9 protein-coding genes are annotated in these 20,451 nt (G+C 63.7%); 8 read left to right on the top strand and 1 reads right to left on the bottom strand.

Annotated features, from left to right (window positions below; translation table 11 throughout):
• Positions 1-117: 117 nt before the first annotated feature.
• Positions 118-441: a hypothetical protein gene (locus tag ET21_RS0100510; protein ID WP_013846863.1), complete on the bottom strand. Its 324-nt coding sequence runs from the start codon at positions 439-441 to the stop codon at positions 118-120.
• Positions 442-905: 464 nt separating this feature from the next.
• Between ET21_RS0100510 and ET21_RS0100505 the strand changes: the two genes are divergently transcribed.
• From ET21_RS0100505 to ET21_RS0100470, 8 genes are all read left to right on the top strand, one after another.
• Positions 906-1,205: a CopG family transcriptional regulator gene (locus ET21_RS0100505; RefSeq protein ID WP_013846862.1), complete on the top strand. Its 300-nt coding sequence runs from the start codon at positions 906-908 to the stop codon at positions 1,203-1,205.
• A 172-nt stretch (positions 1,206-1,377) separates the two neighbouring features.
• The gene (locus ET21_RS0100500; RefSeq protein ID WP_013846861.1) at positions 1,378-3,528 is read left to right on the top strand and encodes a type IV secretion system DNA-binding domain-containing protein; all 2,151 of its coding nucleotides are present in this window, start codon (positions 1,378-1,380) and stop codon (positions 3,526-3,528) included.
• Positions 3,525-6,518, top strand: coding sequence for a MobF family relaxase (gene mobF, locus ET21_RS0100495; RefSeq protein ID WP_013846860.1), 2,994 nt, complete (start codon positions 3,525-3,527; stop codon positions 6,516-6,518). Before ET21_RS0100500 ends, mobF begins: the two co-directional genes overlap by 4 nt.
• 117 nt (positions 6,519-6,635) lie before the next feature.
• The gene (locus ET21_RS0100490; protein ID WP_237751457.1) at positions 6,636-7,118 is read left to right on the top strand and encodes a restriction endonuclease; all 483 of its coding nucleotides are present in this window, start codon (positions 6,636-6,638) and stop codon (positions 7,116-7,118) included.
• Between the two features lie 14 nt (positions 7,119-7,132).
• The gene (locus ET21_RS0100485; RefSeq protein WP_013846858.1) at positions 7,133-7,672 is read left to right on the top strand and encodes a lytic transglycosylase domain-containing protein; all 540 of its coding nucleotides are present in this window, start codon (positions 7,133-7,135) and stop codon (positions 7,670-7,672) included.
• Between the two features lie 565 nt (positions 7,673-8,237).
• Positions 8,238-10,619 (top strand): phosphoenolpyruvate synthase, encoded by a 2,382-nt coding sequence (gene ppsA / locus ET21_RS0100480; protein ID WP_030090317.1) that lies wholly within the window; start codon positions 8,238-8,240, stop codon positions 10,617-10,619.
• Between the two features lie 338 nt (positions 10,620-10,957).
• On the top strand, positions 10,958-11,929 hold the full coding sequence (locus ET21_RS26825) for a universal stress protein (protein WP_081465117.1): 972 nt from the start codon (positions 10,958-10,960) through the stop codon (positions 11,927-11,929).
• A gap of 3 nt (positions 11,930-11,932) precedes the next feature.
• Entirely contained in the window at positions 11,933-20,344 is an 8,412-nt protein-coding gene (locus tag ET21_RS0100470) for a glucoamylase family protein (RefSeq protein WP_030090319.1), read from the top strand.
• Positions 20,345-20,451: the final 107 nt, after the last annotated feature.

Here is a 20,451-nt window from a genome sequence, read left to right as displayed (position 1 = left end):
GAGACCCGCCAAGGCTGGCGCGCATCCCCGCGCGCTGGCCTTTTGTCGTGCCCCCGGCCGCCGCCGCGCCTGACGGCGCGGCGGCGGGAAGAACCAAAAGGGGAAGGGCCGACAGGTTCACGCCCCCACCGAAGGGCCGAGCGCCCCACCGTCATCCCCCTTTGCGGGCCTTGGCGCGGCTGGCGCTTTCCCCGAATGGGAAGCATCGGAGGCACCCGACGCCCCCTTGAGCGCAGCCAGCGCGGCAGCGCCGCCCAACCGCAACACATGGCCCAGCACGTCCCGGAACTCGCGTTCCGTCAATTGCTCGACCGGCAGCGCCGTCACCATTGCCGCATAGCGATCGCGTAGCCGCTTGCGTAGCGCAGCCTTCTCGACCGCAATCCTCTTCTCGCGATCTTCCAGATCAGCGAGCCTATCGCGTTCAGACATTTTAGGCATGACCAGTTTCCTTCTCAGGCTGGCCCGCTCGTCACGCGATCCTTGTCGCACAGGCGCACCCGCGCCACAAGCGACCCCACCGCATAGCGCGACCTATCTCCCCACATCGACCACCACCGCAATGGGTGCGCCCGGCAGCGGTAGGGATGACGCAGCAACTCCGTTGCTGCGGGCAAGCGACGCACGCGCTTCGCGGTTTGTAATGCACCGTACGCACGGGTGCTGTGGCCTGAAACTGCCCTATAATCAATGGTTTCCGTTGGCAGACGCGTCAGCCAGATTTCACGTTATTTGGCTGACGCGTCTGCCGCCTCAGTACTATTGCCCGAAAAAGCCCCGCAATTCCGCCGTTTCCGGCTGGCAGACACGTCCGCCACGCTGATTTTATTGTGATCGTCGCTTGTCTGCGCTATAGTTGCTGTGCGTCGTGACCTCCTTGTCGAAGCTCCAGTCGGAGCATCACCTTGGCAAGGGTCACAATCCGGATCGACGATGCCCTTTACGAGCGGCTGCAGCGCCGTGCCCGTAAAGTCGGCGTCAGCGTCGCCGAACTCCTCCGCCCCGCGATCGACCAGACCGCCGATCCCCGCGGCGGCTACGTCTACACGACGCAGGACGAAATCCTCTCCTGCGTCCTGCAGACGCTCTCTATCCTCGCGGCATCGGTGCGACGCCGGTCGCCCGAGACGCTCGAACAGGGCATGGCCGACGCCAGGGCGCTGCTCCTCGAAAAGGGGCTGCTCTCACCGGACGAACAGCCATGACCCGGCGCGCGGATCCCCACCTCGCGGACACATGCCCGGCCTCGCGTTCCCCCTCGGCGGGCTTCCCGTCCGGCCGCGCGATTGCCTGCGATTATTCCCTGCCGGTCAGGGCCATCCCAAATCCGGGGGCATGCCGTAGCGCACCGCCAGCCGTTCGGGGGAGGGGCCGGCCATGAGCATCTTCCGCAACGACACGTTGGGGAGCTGGACGCGGGGCGGGCAGGCGATCGTCCACAATGTCCGCATGACCACCCAGGTCTTTTTCCAGACCGTGCTGGCCGGGCTGATCCTCTGGTTGATGGGGACCTGCTGGTATGCGTTCGAAAAGTCGACCGACTATCAGCGCTTCGTCCTCGCCAAGCTGGTGGAGGCGACCATCAAGGCGGATGCGGCGCCGGGGACCAATGACCCGGTGCTGTTCCGCACCCCCGACGGGCGCCAATACTGGACCTCGGCCGACACCCTCGCCGACTCCGGTGTCGCGAAGCAGGCGCTCCACAAACTCGAAAAGGACCTCATCCACGGGGCGGCCATTGCCGGTGTGGTCGCCCTCTTCGGACTGGTCAGTGCCTGGTTCTATTTTACCAGAACTGGGAAGGGGCTCGGCTCCAACGAATATCTGCGCGGCGCCCGCTTCGGGACGGCCTCGGAAGTGCGGCGCGCGCTCCGGGGGCAGAAGAAGGGGGCGCTCACAATCGGCGGCGTCGCCGTGCCGGAAGCCTTCGAGCCCGAACATATCCTGCTGGTCGGCGCTCCAGGAACGGGCAAGACCAACCTCATCACCACCATGCTCGAAGGCATCCGCAAGCAGGGTAAGCGGGCGATCGTCTATGACACGGCCGGGAGCTTCGTTGAGAAATTCTATCGCCCCGGCAGGGACATCCTGCTCAACCCGCTCGACAAGCGCACCGACATCTGGAGTCCCTGGGTCGATGTTCCGCGGGAGTATCATTACGACCAGATCGCGGAATCTACGATCCCCGACAAACATGGCGATCCGTTCTGGAGCAAGGCCGCGCGCGGCACGCTGGTCGCCGTCCTGCGCAAGCTCGCGCGGCAGAAGCACACGCTCATCTCGGTCCTGCTTGATCGGGTGCTGCGTTCCCCGCTCGCCGATCTTGCCGCCTATGTGAAGGGCACCGATGCCGCCGCTTTCATCTCCGCCGAGGGAGAGCGCACCTCGGCCGGCGTCCAGGCCGAGCTTGCCTCGGTCATGCGCAGCTTCGCCTATCTCGACGATACCGAGGACGGCTTCTCGATCCGGCGTTGGGTCGAGGACGAGAAGGACGACAGCTGGCTGTTCGTCACCGTCAAGGCCGACCAGCTTCCTTCGCTGCGCCCCCTGATCACGGTCTGGCTCGACATCGCGATCAGCGCGATCATGAGCCTCACGCCCGACCGCGACCGGCGGCTCTATTGCGTCATTGACGAATTGCCGACGCTCCAGAAGCTCCCCAGCCTATCCGACTTCCTCGCCCGTGCGCGCAAATATGGCGGCTGCGGCATATTGGGGTTCCAGTCCTATCCCCAGCTGACCGCGACCTACGGCAAGGAGGATGCGGCGGCCATCACCGGCTACTGCTCGACCTGGGTCGCGCTCCGGGCGAACGATAGCGACACCTCGGAACTTATCTCCAAAAACCTTGGCCGGGTCGAGCAGGTCGAAGCCAACGAGGGGATGAGCTACGGCGTCAATGACATGCGCGACGGGGTGAACCTCAGTCGCATGCAGGTGACCCGCCCGCTGGTTCTGGACACCGAGGTCACCCATCTGCCGAACCTTTCGGGTTTCCTCCGTTTCGGGCGCAATCTCCCCGTCGTCCGTTTCACCGATCGCTTCAATCCGCTGCCTTCGATCGCGGCCGCGTTCGTTGAACGCACCGAGCCCCCCAAAAGGCTGCCGCTCGGCAAGGCCATCATCTCCCAGGCGTGGGCAGAGCGCCGCGCGCGCCAGGCGCGGGAGGAGGCCGCGAGGCGAGGGCAGGGTCCGGGACATCCGGACACGCCGCCGTCTCCCGGAACGGGGCAAGGCGATCTTTTTACCGGCGAGGCCAATCCCCCGCCGGCGCGGGAGCCGACCCAGGAGCCGCCCAGCCTGCCGGATCCCCAGGACGCCGTGCCGCAGGATGAGGTGTTCGGACCCACCGACCACAGCGATTCCGGCATGACGGACGAGGGAGCGCCGATCGACGATCATCCCGACGAGGAGAACAGGGTTGCCACCCCCATCCCCTTGTTGGGGGCGACGCGCGGCACGATCCGTGTGCGGCTCGACAGCCATGGCCGTTCCGAAGGCCCGCGTGAGAAGGCGAAGCCGGCATGATCCATCCTCGCCGCCTCAAGGGGACACCCGCCAATATCGGCCGCTACTATACAATCGGCGACTATTATACCAAGGGCGGCAACGAACCCTCCGAATGGGGCGGCAAGCTCGCCGCCAGCCTCGGCCTGTCCGGGCCTGTCGACCCCAAGCAGTTCGAGGAACTGCTCGCCGGCAAGGTCGGCGACCAGCAGCTCGGTCGCCGGCGCAAGGAAGGCATCCAGCATCATCCCGGCTGGGATTTCACGATCAGCGCGCCCAAGTCGATCTCGATCCTGGCGCTGGTCACGGGCGACGAGCGCATCCTTGCCGCGCACGAGCGGGCGGTCGGGGTTGCGCTTGCCTATGCCGAGGAACATGCCGAGCTGCGCCGCCGGGTGGACGGCGAGATCGTCCACGAGACGACGGGCCGGCTGCTGTTCGCGCGTTTCACCGAATATGCCAGCCGCGAGCACGACCCGCAGCTCCATACCCATGTCGTCATTCTCAACATGACCAACCATCTCAATGGCGACCGCATGTCGAGTCTCGAGACGCGCTCGATGTATGCCGAGCAGCTCGTCATGGGTCAGATCTATCGCAACGAGATTGCCCGCGACGTGCGCGCGCTGGGGCATGAGATCGTGTTCGATCCGCGTAAGGGGCTGTTCGAGGTCGAAGGCATGCCCGGCCAGCTTATCCGTGACTATTCGCAGCGCGCCGAGCAGATCAACGAGCATGCCGCGGAGCACGGGCTTGAGGGACAGGCCCAGCGCCGGATCTCCTTCTTCGCGACCCGAAAGGCCAAGGAGACGATCGGCCTCGATGACCTGCGCGAGCAATGGCGCGTGCGTGCTGAACCCTATCGTGAAGATCTCGACAGGCTCCAGGCCGCGGCGCAGGAGCGGGGTGAACGAACCATCGAGACCGATCCGCGCGTTGCCCGCCGCGCCGCTCTGTTCGGCATCCGCCAGAATGAAACGCGCGAGGCGGTCAACAATATAGGCCGTCTCTATCGCACCGCGCTCGCATCGCATGTCGGTGAGGTCCGCCTGGGCGACGTGCGGCCGCTCTACGATGCGCAGGAGAACAAGGGCAAGCTGCTGGTCACGGTGCGCCAGACCGGCGACCAGCCGCTTCCGCGCGGCCGGACATCGCGCCGGACCGCCAAACTCGAACTCGCCCTGTCCGAGCATCTGTCGCTGGCCATGGGCGATGCGAAGCCGGTTGCCACCCGTGAACGGCTGGAAGAGGCTGCGACGGCCGCCAGGCTGAAGCCCGAACAGACCGCGGCGCTGATCGCCATCGGCAGCGGCACAAACCGGGCGGTCGGCGTGCATGGTGTCGGCGGCGCAGGCAAATCCACCCTGGTCGCCGCGTTGGTCGATGCGACCCGCGACGACTATACCACCGTGGCGCTCGCACCGACCTCTTCGGCGGCGGCGGAACTCGGGCACAAGGCGGGCATCGAATCCCGCACGCTCGCCTCGCTGCTCGCGAGCGGCGGTTATGGCATTACCGACAGGCATATTCTCGCGCTCGACGAGGCGGGCCAGCTCGGCAACCGCCAGGCGCTGCGCGTGCTGGAGATCAGCCGCGCGACCGGCGCGCGTCTCATATTCCTCGGCGACAATAAGCAGACGGGCGCGATCGAGCAGGGCAAGGCCTATTGGCTGCTCCAGCAACTCGGGCTGCCGACTAGCCAGCTCAAGGAGTCGCGGCGCCACCTGACCGACGCGACGCAGGAGGCCGCGGACATGGCGCGCAAGGGCGACTATGCCGCGTCGCTCGCCGCGCTGGATCGCGTGACCACCGGCGACACCGCGGAGAACCTCGCCAAGGCGATGGTCGCCGATTGGACCCGGCTCAAACCGGAGATACGGGGCGAAACCAATATCCTCGTCCTCGACAACGCGACCCGTCTGATCGTCAACAGCCATATCCGCGAAGTCCTGAAACGCGAGGGCACCGTCGCGGCCGAAGACCATCGGCTCGAAGTGCTGACCCCGTCCGGCCTGACCGACCAGGAAAAGCAGATGGCGCGCTTCTACAGCGCGGGCCAGGTGCTCAAGTTCACGCGCGACAATCCCAGGCTGGGGATCGCACGCGACGCCGACTATCGCGTCGTCGGGGTCGGCCGGAACAATCATGGCCGCCAGGTCGTGCGCCTGGTCGACGAGCATGGCCGCCAGATCGAATGGCGTCCGGGCCTCGGCAAGGCGGCGCATGTCAATGTGTTCCTGCCTGAGAAGCGCGACCTTGCCCAGGGCGACCGCATCCAGTGGCGGCTGGTCAACAAGGAACTCGAGGTCAAGAATGCCGAACGCGGCACCGTTCTGGCGCTCGAGGGCAATATCGCGACGATCAGATGGGACCGCGGCGAGCGCGTCCAGCAGGTCGATCTCTCGGTCCACCGGACCTGGGATCATGGGTATTCGGAAACCGTCTATTCGTCGCAGTCCAAGACCTATGACCGCGTCTATGCGCTGGCGCCTGTGGAATCCGGCCTCGTCAACGGTCAGAACTATTACACCGCCATCACTCGCGCCGCCTATGGCGTGAAGCTCTGGACCGAGAGCCAGCAACGTCTCGCGGAAAAGCTCGCCTCGCGATCGGGCGAGAAGACCTCGTCGCTCGAAGGGCTCGGCCGGATCAGGGCCGACAGCCACAAGATGCGGGGACTTCGCCACAAGGACCGGCACGACCGCTCCCGCGAGGAGAATGCCCGCGAGCGCGCCGCCCGTAATGCCGAGCGGGAGCAGCGCGAGCGGAAACGGCAGGGCCGCTCCGAACCCCGCCCGAACAGTCTTGCCGAGATCCTCGCCGGCCGCGCGCAGGAGGCTGCCTCGCTGGTCGACCGCTTCCTGCGCGGCACGATCGAACGGGACCGTCAGCACGCGCCGGCGGAGCCCGATCGCGCGGGTACGCGCGAGCCTGTCCACCAACCAGAACCCCAATCCCAACCTCAGCCGCAGCACGATCATGGCGATCGTGGCGGCGGGCATGACCGATAGGAGAAGATGATGGAACTTTTGCTGATGGCGATCGCCTGCGCCGCCCTCGTTGCCCTGCTATACCGCCATTATCGCGTTCCGATCCGTCATCGCTGGCGACGCCGACAGGCTCGAACGATGTGCGAGCAGCTGCGCGGACCGGATCGCGATCAGCCCGCCGTCTTGCACTATGCCCGGCTGCGCGCGATGGATCCGCTGGCGTTCGAGGAATTACTGCTCGAAGCCTTCGAGCAGCGCGGGCACCGCGTCATCCGTAATCGCCGCTATACCGGGGACGGCGGCGTCGACGGGGAGGTCATCATCGATGGCCGGCGCTGGCTGATCCAGGCGAAGCGGTATCGCGATGCGATCAAGCCTGAACATGTGCGTGAGTTCGCCATGCTTTGCGCTGCGCGGCGGCGGCGCGGCATGTTCATCCACACCGGTCGCACCGGCGGGATGAGCCGCACGATCTGTTCGAGCGCCGATGGCATCGAAATCGTCTCCGGGCAGCGATTGCTTGCGCTGCTGACCGGCGCTCCGTTCGAGCCGGATGGTCTGCCGTCTCGCGATCTTCTTCGACGTGGCCCCTCCGATTTTCGTGATCGGATAGTGCAATGAGGGCGTGTCGATCAATGATTTTCCAGGCCTCGGTAGCGGGAAGGGCGCTCACCAGTATAGCGATCCTGTCCGTCATACTGACGCCGGCTCCTGTGCTGGCGAAGCAAGCTGCACCTGGTGAGGTCGCCGAAATCGCCCGTTGCATCCGCGTCGCCGCGCGGGGGCGTGCCTGGCTTGAAAAGACGCTTTGGGGCTTGCGGACACAGGAGGCTGGCTGGCTGGGCGCGGAGATCGCGAATACCAACGGCACCCACGATCTCGGGCCGCTTCAGATCAACAGTAGCTGGGTGCCGAAAATGTCCCGACTGCTCGAACGACCCCAGGAGCAGATCCGTCATTGGCTGCGCTACGATCCCTGTTTTAATGTCGAGGCGGCACGCTGGATATTCCTGTCCGGGCTGGAAGCGACCGGAGACTATTGGAAAGCGGTTGGCGTCTATCATAGCCCAACCGAGGCGAGGCAGGTCGCCTATGCGAAGAAGGTCGCAAGCCACATGCGTCGGCGGTTTGGCCCGGACGTGTTTGCGGCAAGCCGCGGGAACCTGGTGAGGTAGTTTTGGGCGATGAATACAAGCGGTTGAATAGCTTTCAACGCTGGACTCCAAGGCTGGGCAGGCAGCCCGTTCGCTGCATCTGCCCTCCGAGGTCATCCCTTTTCAGCGAACACTGGGATCGTACCTAAGATCGTGCGCTGGCCACCTGCGCTTTGCAGCTTCCGCCCCAATTCAGCGATGCGTCGTTCGCCGTCCTCTTACGTCAGTGTACTCCTTCGATGGGGCTGGCGGACTTGCACAGCTTGGCAGGCTTGGTGGACGGCCTGCGATCTGCTGATCGGTGAAACTGACGACAGGCAGGCAATGGCGCGATAGGGTGAGTATTACGCCCGCGCCCGCAGTTCGTCGATCATGCATTTGTGTTGCCCATAACCTGCTCTCGATCTTGGGCCATCCGGCCGGAGCTGATCCGGTCAATCTGATGATCGAGCCGAAGTCCATCGATACACTCAGGAGCCTTACGTAGTGACGTTGCCAGTCGGCGCGGTGATGGTGACCACAAAAGAGGTGGCTGGGTGAAACCTTGAGGCGGCCTCTGGCACCTTACGCAAGCTGGAGATGAGCTATGTCCAAGCCGATGATTTTGTGGTTCGAAGACATCGGTATCGCTGATGTGCAGGCCGTAGGCGGCAAGAACGCGTCTTTAGGCGAGATGACCGCGGCCCTCGCTCAGAAGGGCGTGAAGGTGCCCTCTGGCTTTGCCACCACTGCGGACGCTTACAGGGCGTTCATTCACGACAATGAGCTTGCACCCCGCATTACGGAACATCTCTCCGCCTTCCACTCCGGCGGATGCACCCTTCAGGAAGCGGGGCAGGCTATAAGGAGTCTGTTTCTGGAAGCGGAAATGCCCTCCCATATCGCCGAGGAGATTGTGTCCGCTTATGCGGAACTTGGCCGGCGTACCGGCACAGAGCGTCCCGCCGTTGCCGTGCGCAGCAGCGCGACCGCCGAAGATCTGCCGGATGCGAGCTTCGCGGGCCAGCAGGAAACCTTCCTCAATGTCCGGGGCCGGGCCGCACTTCTGGCGGCCTGTCGTCGATGCTTCGCCTCGCTGTTCACCGATCGCGCGATCAGTTACCGCGATGCGAAAGGCTTCGATCATCTCGAGGTTGCGCTGTCGATCGGCATTCAGCAGATGGTCCGCTCGGACCTGTGCGGATCGGGCGTCATGTTCTCGATCGATACCGAAACTGGCTTTCCAAATGCTATCGTCATCAGCGCCGCCTGGGGGCTGGGCGAGACCGTCGTCCAGGGGAGCGTAAACCCGGACAGATATGTCGTATTCAAACCGCTTCTCGCGCAGCCGGGGACCGAACCGATCATCGACAAGGAGTTGGGCGGTAAGGCGTTCCGCATGGTCTATGGGGAAGGCGGAAGCCACCGTACGAGGATCGTCGAGACAACCGAGCAGGAGCGTCAGAGCTTCGTTCTCGATAACAGCGATATCGTCCAGCTCGCGCGGTGGGCCGTGGCAATCGAGGACCATTACCAGCGTCCCATGGACATGGAATGGGCGAAGGACGGCGAGACTGGTGAACTCTACATCGTCCAGGCGCGTCCCGAAACGGTTCAGGCCCAGGCCAGCACTTCGACATTCCGGCATTACCGCCTCAAGGAGAAAGGCGACCCGCTATTGACGGGCGCGGCGGTGGGAACAGCCATCGCTGCTGGCAAGGCTTGTGTCATCCGGACCGCCGCCGACATCGCCCAGTTCCGGGACGGGTCTATTCTCATCACTGAGACGACTGACCCCGATTGGGTTCCGGTCATGAAACGCGCGGCGGGGATCGTGACCAATCATGGCGGCACCACCAGCCACGCTGCCATCGTCAGCCGCGAACTCGGTGTTCCCGCAATCGTCGGCACCGGAAACGCGACCGAGATCATTGCCGAGAACAGCGAGATCACGATCAGCTGCGCTGACGGTGACGTCGGAACAATCTACGCCAGCATACTCGATTTTTCCGTGACGGACGTGGATATCGGCTCCCTGCCGGCCACCCGGACGGACATCATGGTCAATATCGCGAACCCGGCGGCGGCATTCCAGTGGTGGCGGCTTCCTGCCCGAGGGGTCGGCCTTGCGCGCATGGAGTTCATCATCAACGCGCATATCAAGGTGCATCCGATGGCACTGGTTCACCCGGATCGCGTGAGCGCTGAAGCTCAACGGCAAATACGCGATCTGACCAAGGGGTATTCCGACCCATCGGAGTTTTTTGTCGATGTCCTCGCGCGCGGCATCGCGAAGCTTGCAAGTCCCTATTACCCGCACCCCGCCATCGTGCGCCTGAGCGATTTCAAAACGAACGAATATGCGCACCTTGTGGGCGGCGACGCCTTCGAGCCGGATGAGGAGAATCCGATGCTCGGCTTCCGCGGCGCCTCGCGCTATTACGATGAACGGTATCGCGAAGGCTTCGCTCTCGAATGCCGCGCGCTCAAGCGGGTCCGGGAGGAACTGGGCTTCTCGAACGTCATCGTCATGGTCCCCTTCTGCCGCACGCCGGCCGAGGCGGATCGCGTGCTCGAAGCGATGGCCGAGAACGGTTTGCGCCGCGGGGAGAATGGGCTGCAAATCTACATGATGTGCGAGATACCCTCGAACGTCATTCTCGCCGAGCAGTTCGCTACGCGCTTCGACGGATTTTCCATCGGCTCCAACGACCTCACCCAGCTTGTGTTGGGTGTCGACCGCGATTCCGGGATTCTGGCCAATCTCTTCGATGAAAGAGACGAAGCCGTCACCCGCATGATCTCGGAAGCCATTCGCAAGGCGCACGCGGCGGGCATCAAGATCGGCATATGCGGCCAGGGGCCGAGCAACCATCCGGACTTTGCGGCGTTCCTGATTTCGGAGGGTATCGATTCCATGTCGCTCAATCCCGACAGCTTCGTGCGAACGATCAAGGCCGTCGCGGAGGCGGAGGGACAATCGGGCTGAGCGCCGGGTGAAATGACACTGATGCGAGGTACAGGAAATTGCGTCTACCGGTGCTGATCCGCCTGGGTTCACCCGCATATTGTCGCGCAATCGCGAGCTCGGGAAGGTTACCCGAGAACGTCGTCTGAGTCCGGCGGCATTCGTAAAAGCCCTAATGGCCCCATCCTGGAACCGCCGATAGCCTTTGAGTGCTGGCTGGAATCGGGGAACAGGGTCCGGCCAGATGACGTTGATAGCAACAGTCGGAATGAGCGCCGCCGGTAGCGGGGAGACGGACGGCAACAGGAGGTTTTCCTATGTCTGCCGTATCTGCCTTTCCATCCTTCTCCCAGCCCCGAATGTCCGCGAAGACATCCGGCGTCGTCGCGTGCATCGATTGCACCGATCGCAACGCGTGGATCTATCCACACGCTCTTGCTCTGGCTTCAACGCTCGACGTTCCGGTAACGCTGCTTCAGGTCTTGGACAGAGACGCGTCGCCCGACGCACGGCCTGACCCCATCGAGTGCAATCTTCGTCGCCGCGAGGCCATGCGGGTGCTCGATCGTTGTGCTGCGACGATCGAACCGTCCTCATCTCAAACGACCATTGAGCTCGCAGAAGGACCGGCGGCGGAGGAAATCTGCCGGTACGTGCGGGAGTGTGACGAAGGGATGGTCGTGCTGGGCAGGCGCGGACGAAAGGAAGCCGGCCGCGACGGCGTCGGGGGCACAGTCCACAAGGTGCTGTCCCAGGCACCAGGCCCTGTCCTGCTTGTTCCGGTGGAAGCGCCCGTCCCGGGTTCGGCCTATCGACGGATCGTGGTGCCGCTCGATGGCTCGCGCTGGGCCGAAAGCGTGCTGCCCCTTGCGGTGCGCCTCGCGAAGGCAGCCGACGCTGAGCTGCTGCTCGTTCATGTCGTCCCCACGCCCGAAATGATCCAGGCGCGACCCCTGGAAACCGAAGACGAGACGCTGCGCGAAAACCTGATCGAACGCAACGAGCAGGCCGCGCGCAGCTATCTGGATCGGACCAGGTCCAATCTTTCGGCGATGGGCCTTCGCGCTCGCGCGATTGTCATCCGTGGCGGCGACGTTCGCGACACGCTTTGCGCGTTGATCGATCGCGAAGCGGCTGATCTCGCGGTGATGTCCGCACGCGGGCACGGGCATCAGCATGTCAGGGACGTCCCGTACGGAACGGTTGCCTCCTATCTGATGGCCCATTGCAGTGTCCCGATGCTCGTCCTGCCTTCGGCGAGTCGCAAGGCGCAAATGACTTCGCCTGCCGCCAGCCAGAGCGTGAGATTGCCAACGGCCATTCAGGTCTGATTGATGGCCGATTATGAGGAGCGCGATCCGCTCGCCGGGGCGGCGGAGGAGGTCGCCGACCGTCATCGCCTGACAGGACTGCTCGGCAAGTCGGTGCCGCTGCCCGCATGGGCGCATCTCGAGGAGATGAAGACCTGGCTGAGGCAGGCCCGACAGGCGGCCGCCAAGGCCGACAAGCGCGCAGGCGCCGCGGCTGAATGGCTGCTCGACAACGATTATCAGATACAACGCGCCATCCTGCAGATCCGCGAGGATCTTCCCGGAGAGTTCTACGCGAAACTTCCGGCGATCTCCGGGGACGGGCTCGGTCGCCCTCGCGTGCATCAGCTTGCCCATGCCTTGCTGCAGGCTTCTCACCTGCAGGTCTCGCTGAATGGCGCGGTGCTGTTCGTAGAGCAATATCAAAAGAAGATGCCGCTCAGCATCGCCGAGACCTGGGCCTTCCCGACCATGCTGCGCATAGTCTGCCTGGAATTGCTCATCGGAGGTTTCAGCCACCTCTTCCCGGAGGTCGAGCCGCCCTTTGAGATCGTCGAGACGCCCGACACGGCGATGGTTGGTTTTGACGATACGGAATGCGTCGCGCGCGCAATCGCGAACCTTGGCGTGATCGCGACGATTCAATGGAACGACTTCTTCGATCGAACGAGCCAGGTCGAAGCCATCCTCCGGCGCGACCCGGCAGGCGTCTATCCACATATGGACTTCGATACGCGCGATCGATATCGCCATGCGGTCGAGCAGCTTGCCGACCAGTCGGGACTCCCGGAATGGGATGTCGCCGAGCGTGCCTTGCGCCAGTGCTATAGCAGCGACGAAGCGCCATCGGGCCATGTAGGCTTCTGGCTCATCGATATCGGACGGCCTGCCTTTGCCGACGCGATCGATCCTCGTCCATGGACGCCGGGCTCGATATTGCGACGCGCGCTGCGTTATCCAGGCCTGCTTTATGCAGCCGCCTTGCTGCTCGCGGGCCTTGCGGGCTTTGCTCTACCCGCAGCCTATCTGGTTTCCACCGGCGCCACCGCCGGATCCTGGCTTCTAGGGATCGCGCTCACCCTGCTACCCGCATCGATCCTGAGCATCACCTTCGTCAATTGGCTCGTGACCCACATCGTTCGGCCGAACGTACTCCCCAAGCTCGATTTCAAGGACGGCATCCCCGAAAGTTCGGCGACGGCAGTCGTGATGCCTGTCTTGGTCGCGCGATTGTCGGATATCGCGCCGCTGCTTCGGCGCCTGGAGGCACACCGCCTTTCCAATCCCGATGCCGCGCTCGAATTCGTGCTGCTCAGCGATTTCGCCGATGCGTCACAGGAAAGTGTCTCGGTCGATGCCGATATCGTTCGCGCGCTGACCAGCGGGATCGAGGAACTCAACGCGCGCTTTGCCAATGCCAAGGGACATGGGCCGTTCCATTTGCTGCATCGGCCACGACGGTTCAACGCGGCCCAGGGCTGCTGGATGGGCTGGGAGCGAAAGCGCGGAAAGCTTGAGCAGTTCAACGCCTTCATCCTGAACGGAGATGCGTCCCCCTTCAATGTGACCGTCGGTAGCATCGAACGGTTGCGGCGATGCCGTTTCGTGATGACGGCCGATGCCGATACCAGGTTGTCGGCCGGCATCGTCCGGCGACTGGTGGGGACGCTATCTCATCCCCTTAACCGCGCCCACTTCAACGCTGCGACCGGCGCGGTCGAACGAGGATATACGGTTCTTCAGCCGCGCGTTGAGCTGGCGCCGGAAGCGACCGGCCAATCCTTGTTTTCGCGCCTCTATGGCGGTGACACGACCATCGATATCTATTCGCGCGCCGTATCCGACGTCTATCAGGATCTGCTCGGCACAGGCGTCTACGTGGGCAAGGGCCTCTATGATGTGGCGGCCTTTCATCGGAGCCTCGAAGGGCGCGTTCCCGAGAATACACTTCTCAGCCATGACCTGTTCGAAGGACTGCACGGGCGAGCGGCGCTGGTCAGCGATGCGATCGTTTATGAGAGCTTCCCGACCAGCTATCTCGACTTCACCTGGCGCTGGCACAGATGGGTCCGTGGGGACTGGCAGATCCTGCCATGGCTCTTTCCCTTCGTGCCCGGCGGCGATGGCCGATGGCTGCGCAACCGGCTCGGCTGGTTCGATCGGCTGAAGATATTCGACAATTTGCGGCGCAGCATAATTCCAGCGAGTATTGTGGCGCTGCTGGTGGGTGGATGGTTTCTTCTCCATGGGCAGCCCTGGGTCTGGACCTTGCTTGCCGTCATCGCGCCCGGTGCATATCTCTTTACGGACCTCGTGACCGGCCTCGCGCAGGGCCGCCGCCGCGGCGTCATGCAGAACCTGCTGCGACGTCTGGCGGATCACGCGGGTCGCTGGTTTCTCGCTATCGTCTTTCTCGTCAGTGACGCGATGATAGCGCTGCATGCCATTGCCATCACCCTATGGCGTCTCCATTCGGGCCAAAGAAAGCTCGAATGGACGTCGGCCGCCCACATGGCGACGCGCAACGCGGCGCGACATCCGCGACTGGCGGCATGGCGTGACATGGCCGCCTCTCCGGTGTTCGCGCTGATCATCGGCGCGGGTCTGTTCCTTGCGGCGCCCGCTTCCCTGCCTGTCGCGGCTCCCCTGCTGCTGCTCTGGTTCATTGCGCCTGAGATCGCGATCCGGATCAGCCGTCCGATTGAGCCGGCAAAGGACACGCTGTCCGAAAACGATCGAAAGTTCCTGAGACTGATGGCGCGGCGCACCTGGCTCTTTTTCGAGACCTTTGTGCGCCCCGAGGACAACTGGCTGCCACCCGATAACTATCAGGAGCCGCCCGACGAGGAAATCGCGCACCGAACCTCGCCGACCAACATCGGAATGATGATGGTATCGGTCCTCACTGCCTGGCGCCTCGGACATATCGGCCTCAACGAGGTTGCGACACGGCTTCACAACACGCTCGATACGTTGGATCGCCTGGACCGCTACCGCGGCCATATTCTCAACTGGTACGAGACGAGAACGCTCGCGGCCCTGGAGCCCCGATATGTTTCGACCGTCGACAGCGGAAATCTCGCGGTCAGTCTGATCACCGTCGCGCGAGCCCTTCAGGAAGCCAGAAGCTTGCCACCGGTCGCCACGGATTTGTGGCGAGGGTTTGACGACAATATCGAGTTGCTCGCCGAAGCGATTGCGACGATCGACCTCGAAGCGGCCTCCGCCGCCGGCTCGATCCTTGAGGCTATGCGGGAAACCGCCCGCAGGATTGAGGAAGGGAGGCAAGACTGGGCCGAGAGGATCGACGATCTCCTGTCGATCGATCTTCCTCGCCTGCGCGAGCAGATTACCCTGATGGCCGAAAGCGTCGGCGAGGATGAAATCGCCTCCCTGCGGAATGTCCAAGCCTGGCTGGAGCGGCTCGAACATCATCTGTCCGGCATGCGGCGAGACCTTCGGCTGTTCTCGCCCTGGTGGGAGACGCTCGCGGCGCATCCGGCAGAGTGTTCGAACGTCGCGGCAAAAGTCGCCGACCTGTTGGCGAACGACCGGCTGCCGTCCACGCACGCGGGCGCCGCGGCAGCAATTGGCGTCCTCAATGCGGCGAGAGACCAGCTACCGGCGGAAAGCCGGCAATGGGCGCACGATCTCCAGGCGGCGATCGAGGAAGGCCAGGCGGCCCGGCAAGCGCTTCATGACCGCCTCGATGACCTCTCCAGTCGCGCTAACGCCGCCGCGCACGCCATGGACTTCTCGTTCCTGTTCGATGCCGGCAGCCGGCTCTTTCATATCGGCTACAATGTGAGCGCCGATCGAATAGATCCGCACCACTACGATCTGCTCGCCAGCGAAGCACGCCTCGCCAGCTTTTTCGCCATCGCGAAGGGCGACATAGAGCCTCTGCACTGGTTCCATCTCGGGCGGCCCATCACCAAGCAGCACGCAGGCCTGGCGTTGATATCGTGGAACGGCTCGATGTTCGAATATCTGATGCCGAACATCTTCCTGCAGAGCGATCCCCAAACCCTGCTCGGAATGAGTGACCGGACCGCGATTGCTATCCAGATCGCATTCGGGCGGTCACATGATATGCCTTGGGGTATTTCGGAGTCGTCCTTCGCATCGATGGGCGAGGACCGCGTCTACCGATATCACGCATTCGGCGTCCCTGCGCTCGGCCTCCAGCGAGGTCTGGGGCGCGATCTGGTTATCAGCCCCTATGCGACGGCGCTGGCGCTGACGATCCGGCCCGCGCTGGCGACGCGCAACCTTCAAACTCTGGCGGATCTTGGCCTCATCGGCCGATACGGATTTTTCGAAGCGGTCGACTTCACGCCCGAGCGGGCGCCTGACGGTGAACGCTTTGCCGTCGTGCGCTCCTACATGGCTCATCATCATGGCATGAGCCTTGCCGCGCTCGGAAACGCGTTGTGCGATGACATGCTCGTGCGCTGGTTCCACACCGATCCTCATATCCGCACCGTCGACCTGCTCCTTAACGAAAGGATTCCATGGGAGCTGCCGCCCGAGATCGCGCGGCTTGAGGTTCGTGAGCCACAGCCGGAACCCGACGAACTGATTCCGGGCCTTTACGGCTGGGCACCCACTCGGCGCCGTGGGGAGCACGCGTGGCAGATTCTCGGCAATGGCCGGCTTTCGAGCCGCATTCGGACAGACGGTGCAGGTGGGCTGAGCTGGAACCAGCATGCCCTGACCCGTGGGGACGCAGGTTTCTGGATCTATCTGCACGACCGGGATGCAGATGTTACCTGGTCGGCAACGGGCGGCCCCTTTTCTCGACCCGAAGACGCGCCGGAGGTGATCTTCCAAGCGCATCAGGTGGAGTTCCACCAGCGCGCCCACGGCTTGTCGGTCACGACAACGATCAATGTCGCCAATGCCGACGACCTGGAGATCCGGCGTGTCGCTCTTGTCAATGATAGCGATAAGCCCCGGACCATCGAAGTCACGGGCTACGCGCAGATCGTTCTGGCTCCGGCCCAGGACGCGGCGCGCCACCCTGCCTTCAGCAAGCTGTTCGTGGGGGCGGAAGCCTTGCCTGGCAATGACGGCCTGCTTTTCACGCGGCGGCCGCGCAGTTCGGCGGAACGTCCGCCCGTCCTGCTGACCCGTGTGATCGGGGATGAAGATGGCGTTACCCTGCTCGGTCTCGAAGCCGATCGCAGCGCTTTCATCGGACGATATGGGTGCCCCAGGCGGCCCGCATTGTTGACCGGGGAACTGCCTGGTGGCCCGCTCGGCTGGACGCTTGATCCGATCTGCGCGATCAGGATGACGGTGGAACTGCCTCCGCGCGCGCGACGTGAATTCGCCTTCGTCACCATTGCGGCTGGATCCCGGCAATCGGCCCTCGAACTTGCCGAGCGCTTTACCACCCTGCCGTCACTCGACTGGGCTGTGAGCGATACGGCAAGTGCGGCGGCGCGCGAGATGCACAAGCTGGGCCTGCAGCCGCACATCGTGCCGCAGGCGCAGGCGTTGCTGTCCACTCTTCTCACCAGAGCGGCAGAGCCGGGATCGGCCGGCGCGCGCACATTTCGGCGCGGGGACCTTTGGGCGCTCGGGATATCGGGCGACCATCCTATTTTGATGCTGCGTTCCGGAACCGCGGAGCAGCAGGACCTGCTTCGACAGCTTCTCTCCTTCCACAAGCTCATGCGGCAGCGTGGTATGCCGATCGACCTGGTGGTGACGCATGAAGGAACGTCGGGCTATATCGAGCCCGTCCGCGAGCGTCTTCTGGAAGTGCTGAAGGATGCCGGGCTACAGGATCGCCTTGGCACCCATGCCGGGATACACCTCGTCGGCATCGGTCCATCCGATGGCGAGCGGGCGGCGCTTCTCGATCAGGTTGCCCGCCTCATCCTTGACGAAGCCGGCGGCAGCCTAGTCGACCAGCTTGCGCGATACGACCAGCCGCCGCATCCGGGCCCGCTGTTCGCGCCGGTCGGGGCGAACTCCGGTACAATCATGACGGCGCCCGTACCGCGCCCGGCTGATCTGCAATTCGATAATGGGTGGGGAGGCTTCGATCCGGATACGGGCGACTATACTATCTATCTGGAACCCGGTGCGCCGACCCCTGCGCCCTGGGCCAACGTCCTCGCCAACGACGGCTTCGGGACGATCGTGACCGAGGGCGGTCTGGGCTTCACCTGGGCGATAAACAGTGGTGAAAACCGTCTCACGCCGTGGTTCAACGACCCTGTCGAAGATCCTCAAGGCGAACGCCTTTATCTGCGCGATGAGGAAAACGCACGGCTCTGGACGCCGACGCCGCTTCCGGCCGGTGGAGACACGGCATGCCGCATCGATCACGGCCCCGACCGTACGTCCTGGCACCGGCATAGCGAAGGCCTTGAACAGGAGCTCTCCGTCATCGTGCCGACGCACGACACCGTGAAGCTTGTCCGGCTTCGCTTGCGTAATCAGTTGCCGCGTCCGCGCCGGATCACGGCTACCTACTATGCCGAATGGCTGATGGGCGCTGTGCAAGGAGAACAGGCGCCCCTGCGCCGCTCATTCTATGATCCGATCTCGCACGCGATTCTCGGCCAAAATCCCTGGACCGACGAATTTGCCGACCGCATCTCCTTTCTTGCTTCGACACTTCCGGTCCACACGCTCACCACCTCACGCTACGATTTTCACGGCGATGACGCCGACCCCACCAGTCCCCTCGGACTTCTGAACTGGGATCTTGGTCACCGGCAGCATGCTGCCGGTGACGACTGCTGCGCCGCCCTGCAGGTCCATCTTGATATCCCGGCTGAAGGAACCGCAGAAGTTTGCTTTGTGCTGGGGCAGGGCGACGACCTGGATCACGCGCGTGACCTTGTCCGTCGCTGGCAGGACCCATCGGCCTTCGAGACCGCGGCGCGGGAGTGTGCCGGTTTCTGGAAGGACAGGCTGGACGCGGTGCAGGTCAAGACGCCCGATCCCGCCTTTGACCTGATGGTCAACCGGTGGCTGCCGCACCAGTCGCTCAGCGCCCGCATCCGCGCTCGCGCGGGCTTTTATCAGGCGAGCGGCGCTTTCGGTTTTCGCGACCAGCTGCAGGATGTTCTGGCACAGATCCATGCCGATCCGAATGCAACACGGCAGCATATCCTTGCCGCGGCTGCCCATCAGTTCGAGGAAGGCGACGTGCTGCATTGGTGGCATCCGCCATTGGATCGCGGCGTCCGCACGCGCTGCTCGGACGATCTGGTCTGGCTACCGTACGCCGTTGCTCATTATGTTGAGGCGACCGGAGACAAAACCATCCTGAGCGAGCTGGTTCCTTTTCTGCGGGCGCCCCCGCTCACGGCCGAAGAAACCGATCGCTATGCGCGTTTCGAGGTGAGTGACTACACGCAATCCCTGTTCGTTCATTGCGAGCGCGCGCTTTCCCACGCCTACCGCCTCGGGTCTCATGGCCTCCCGCTGATTGGTGCAGGGGACTGGAATGACGGCATGGATCGCGTGGGCAACCGGGGGCATGGCGAAAGCATATGGCTCGCCTGGTTTCTCATCGCGACCATCCGAAATTTCACGCGTCATTGTGTGGATGCGGACCGGAACGAGTTCCGCGACCATTGGAACGGCCGCGCAGAGACGCTTGCGGCCGCGGTGGAACGGTCGGGGTGGGATGGCGAATGGTATTTGCGCGCATTCGACGACGACGGCCGTCCATGGGGCGCGTCGGAAGAACAGGAATGCCGCATCGATTCCATCGCGCAGTCGTGGTCCGTATTGTCGGGTGCCGGCAAGGTCGAGCGTACCCGATCGGCGCTCGCTTCGGCCAGACGATATCTGGTTCGGGATGACGACAGTCTCGTGCGTCTGCTGGATCCGCCCTTTGACCGCACGCCGCGTGAGCCGGGTTATATCAAGGCCTATCCGCCGGGAATTCGCGAGAATGGAGGCCAGTATACCCACGCGGCAAGCTGGCTCGCGCTCGCGTTCGCGCGCACGGGGGATGGTGATGGGGCCAAGGCGCTCTTCGACCGAATCAATCCTATTCAGCATGCCGCGACGGCTCGCAGCGCCGCCCATTATCGAACCGAGCCTTATGTCGTGGCGGCTGACATTGCCGGCATGGAGCCCCACCTCGGCCGAGGTGGCTGGACCTGGTACACGGGTGCCGCAGCCTGGACATGGCGGTTGGCGGTAGAGGAGATTCTTGGCGTTCGGCTCGTGGGCGGCGAACTTCAGGTGCGCCCCGTCTTGCCCAGGGACTGGGAGAGCGTCGAATTGACCCTGCGGCGAGGCCGTGGGTCTATTCATGTGACGATCGAGACGGATGATACTCTGGAGAGCGAAGAACCGGTAATCGAGGTTGAAGGGACGCTCTGGGACGCACGCGGAATCCCGTTCCCCGAGAACGATCATACGCGGATAGTCGTCGTGCGGGTTGCGCAGCGAGCCTGAAGAGCAATCCAGGACCGGGGCCAACGTGTATCCGGTGCTTTACGTAGCGCCCAGTGCTTCAGGCTCGGCTACAGGAACACTTCTCAACACCTTGTTGCCGGGGAGCG

The organism is Sphingobium sp. DC-2 (assembly GCF_000722555.1).
GTDB lineage: Bacteria > Pseudomonadota > Alphaproteobacteria > Sphingomonadales > Sphingomonadaceae > Sphingobium > Sphingobium quisquiliarum.
Note: the sequence above shows the minus strand (reverse complement) of the source record. Positions and strands in the feature narration are given on the sequence as shown.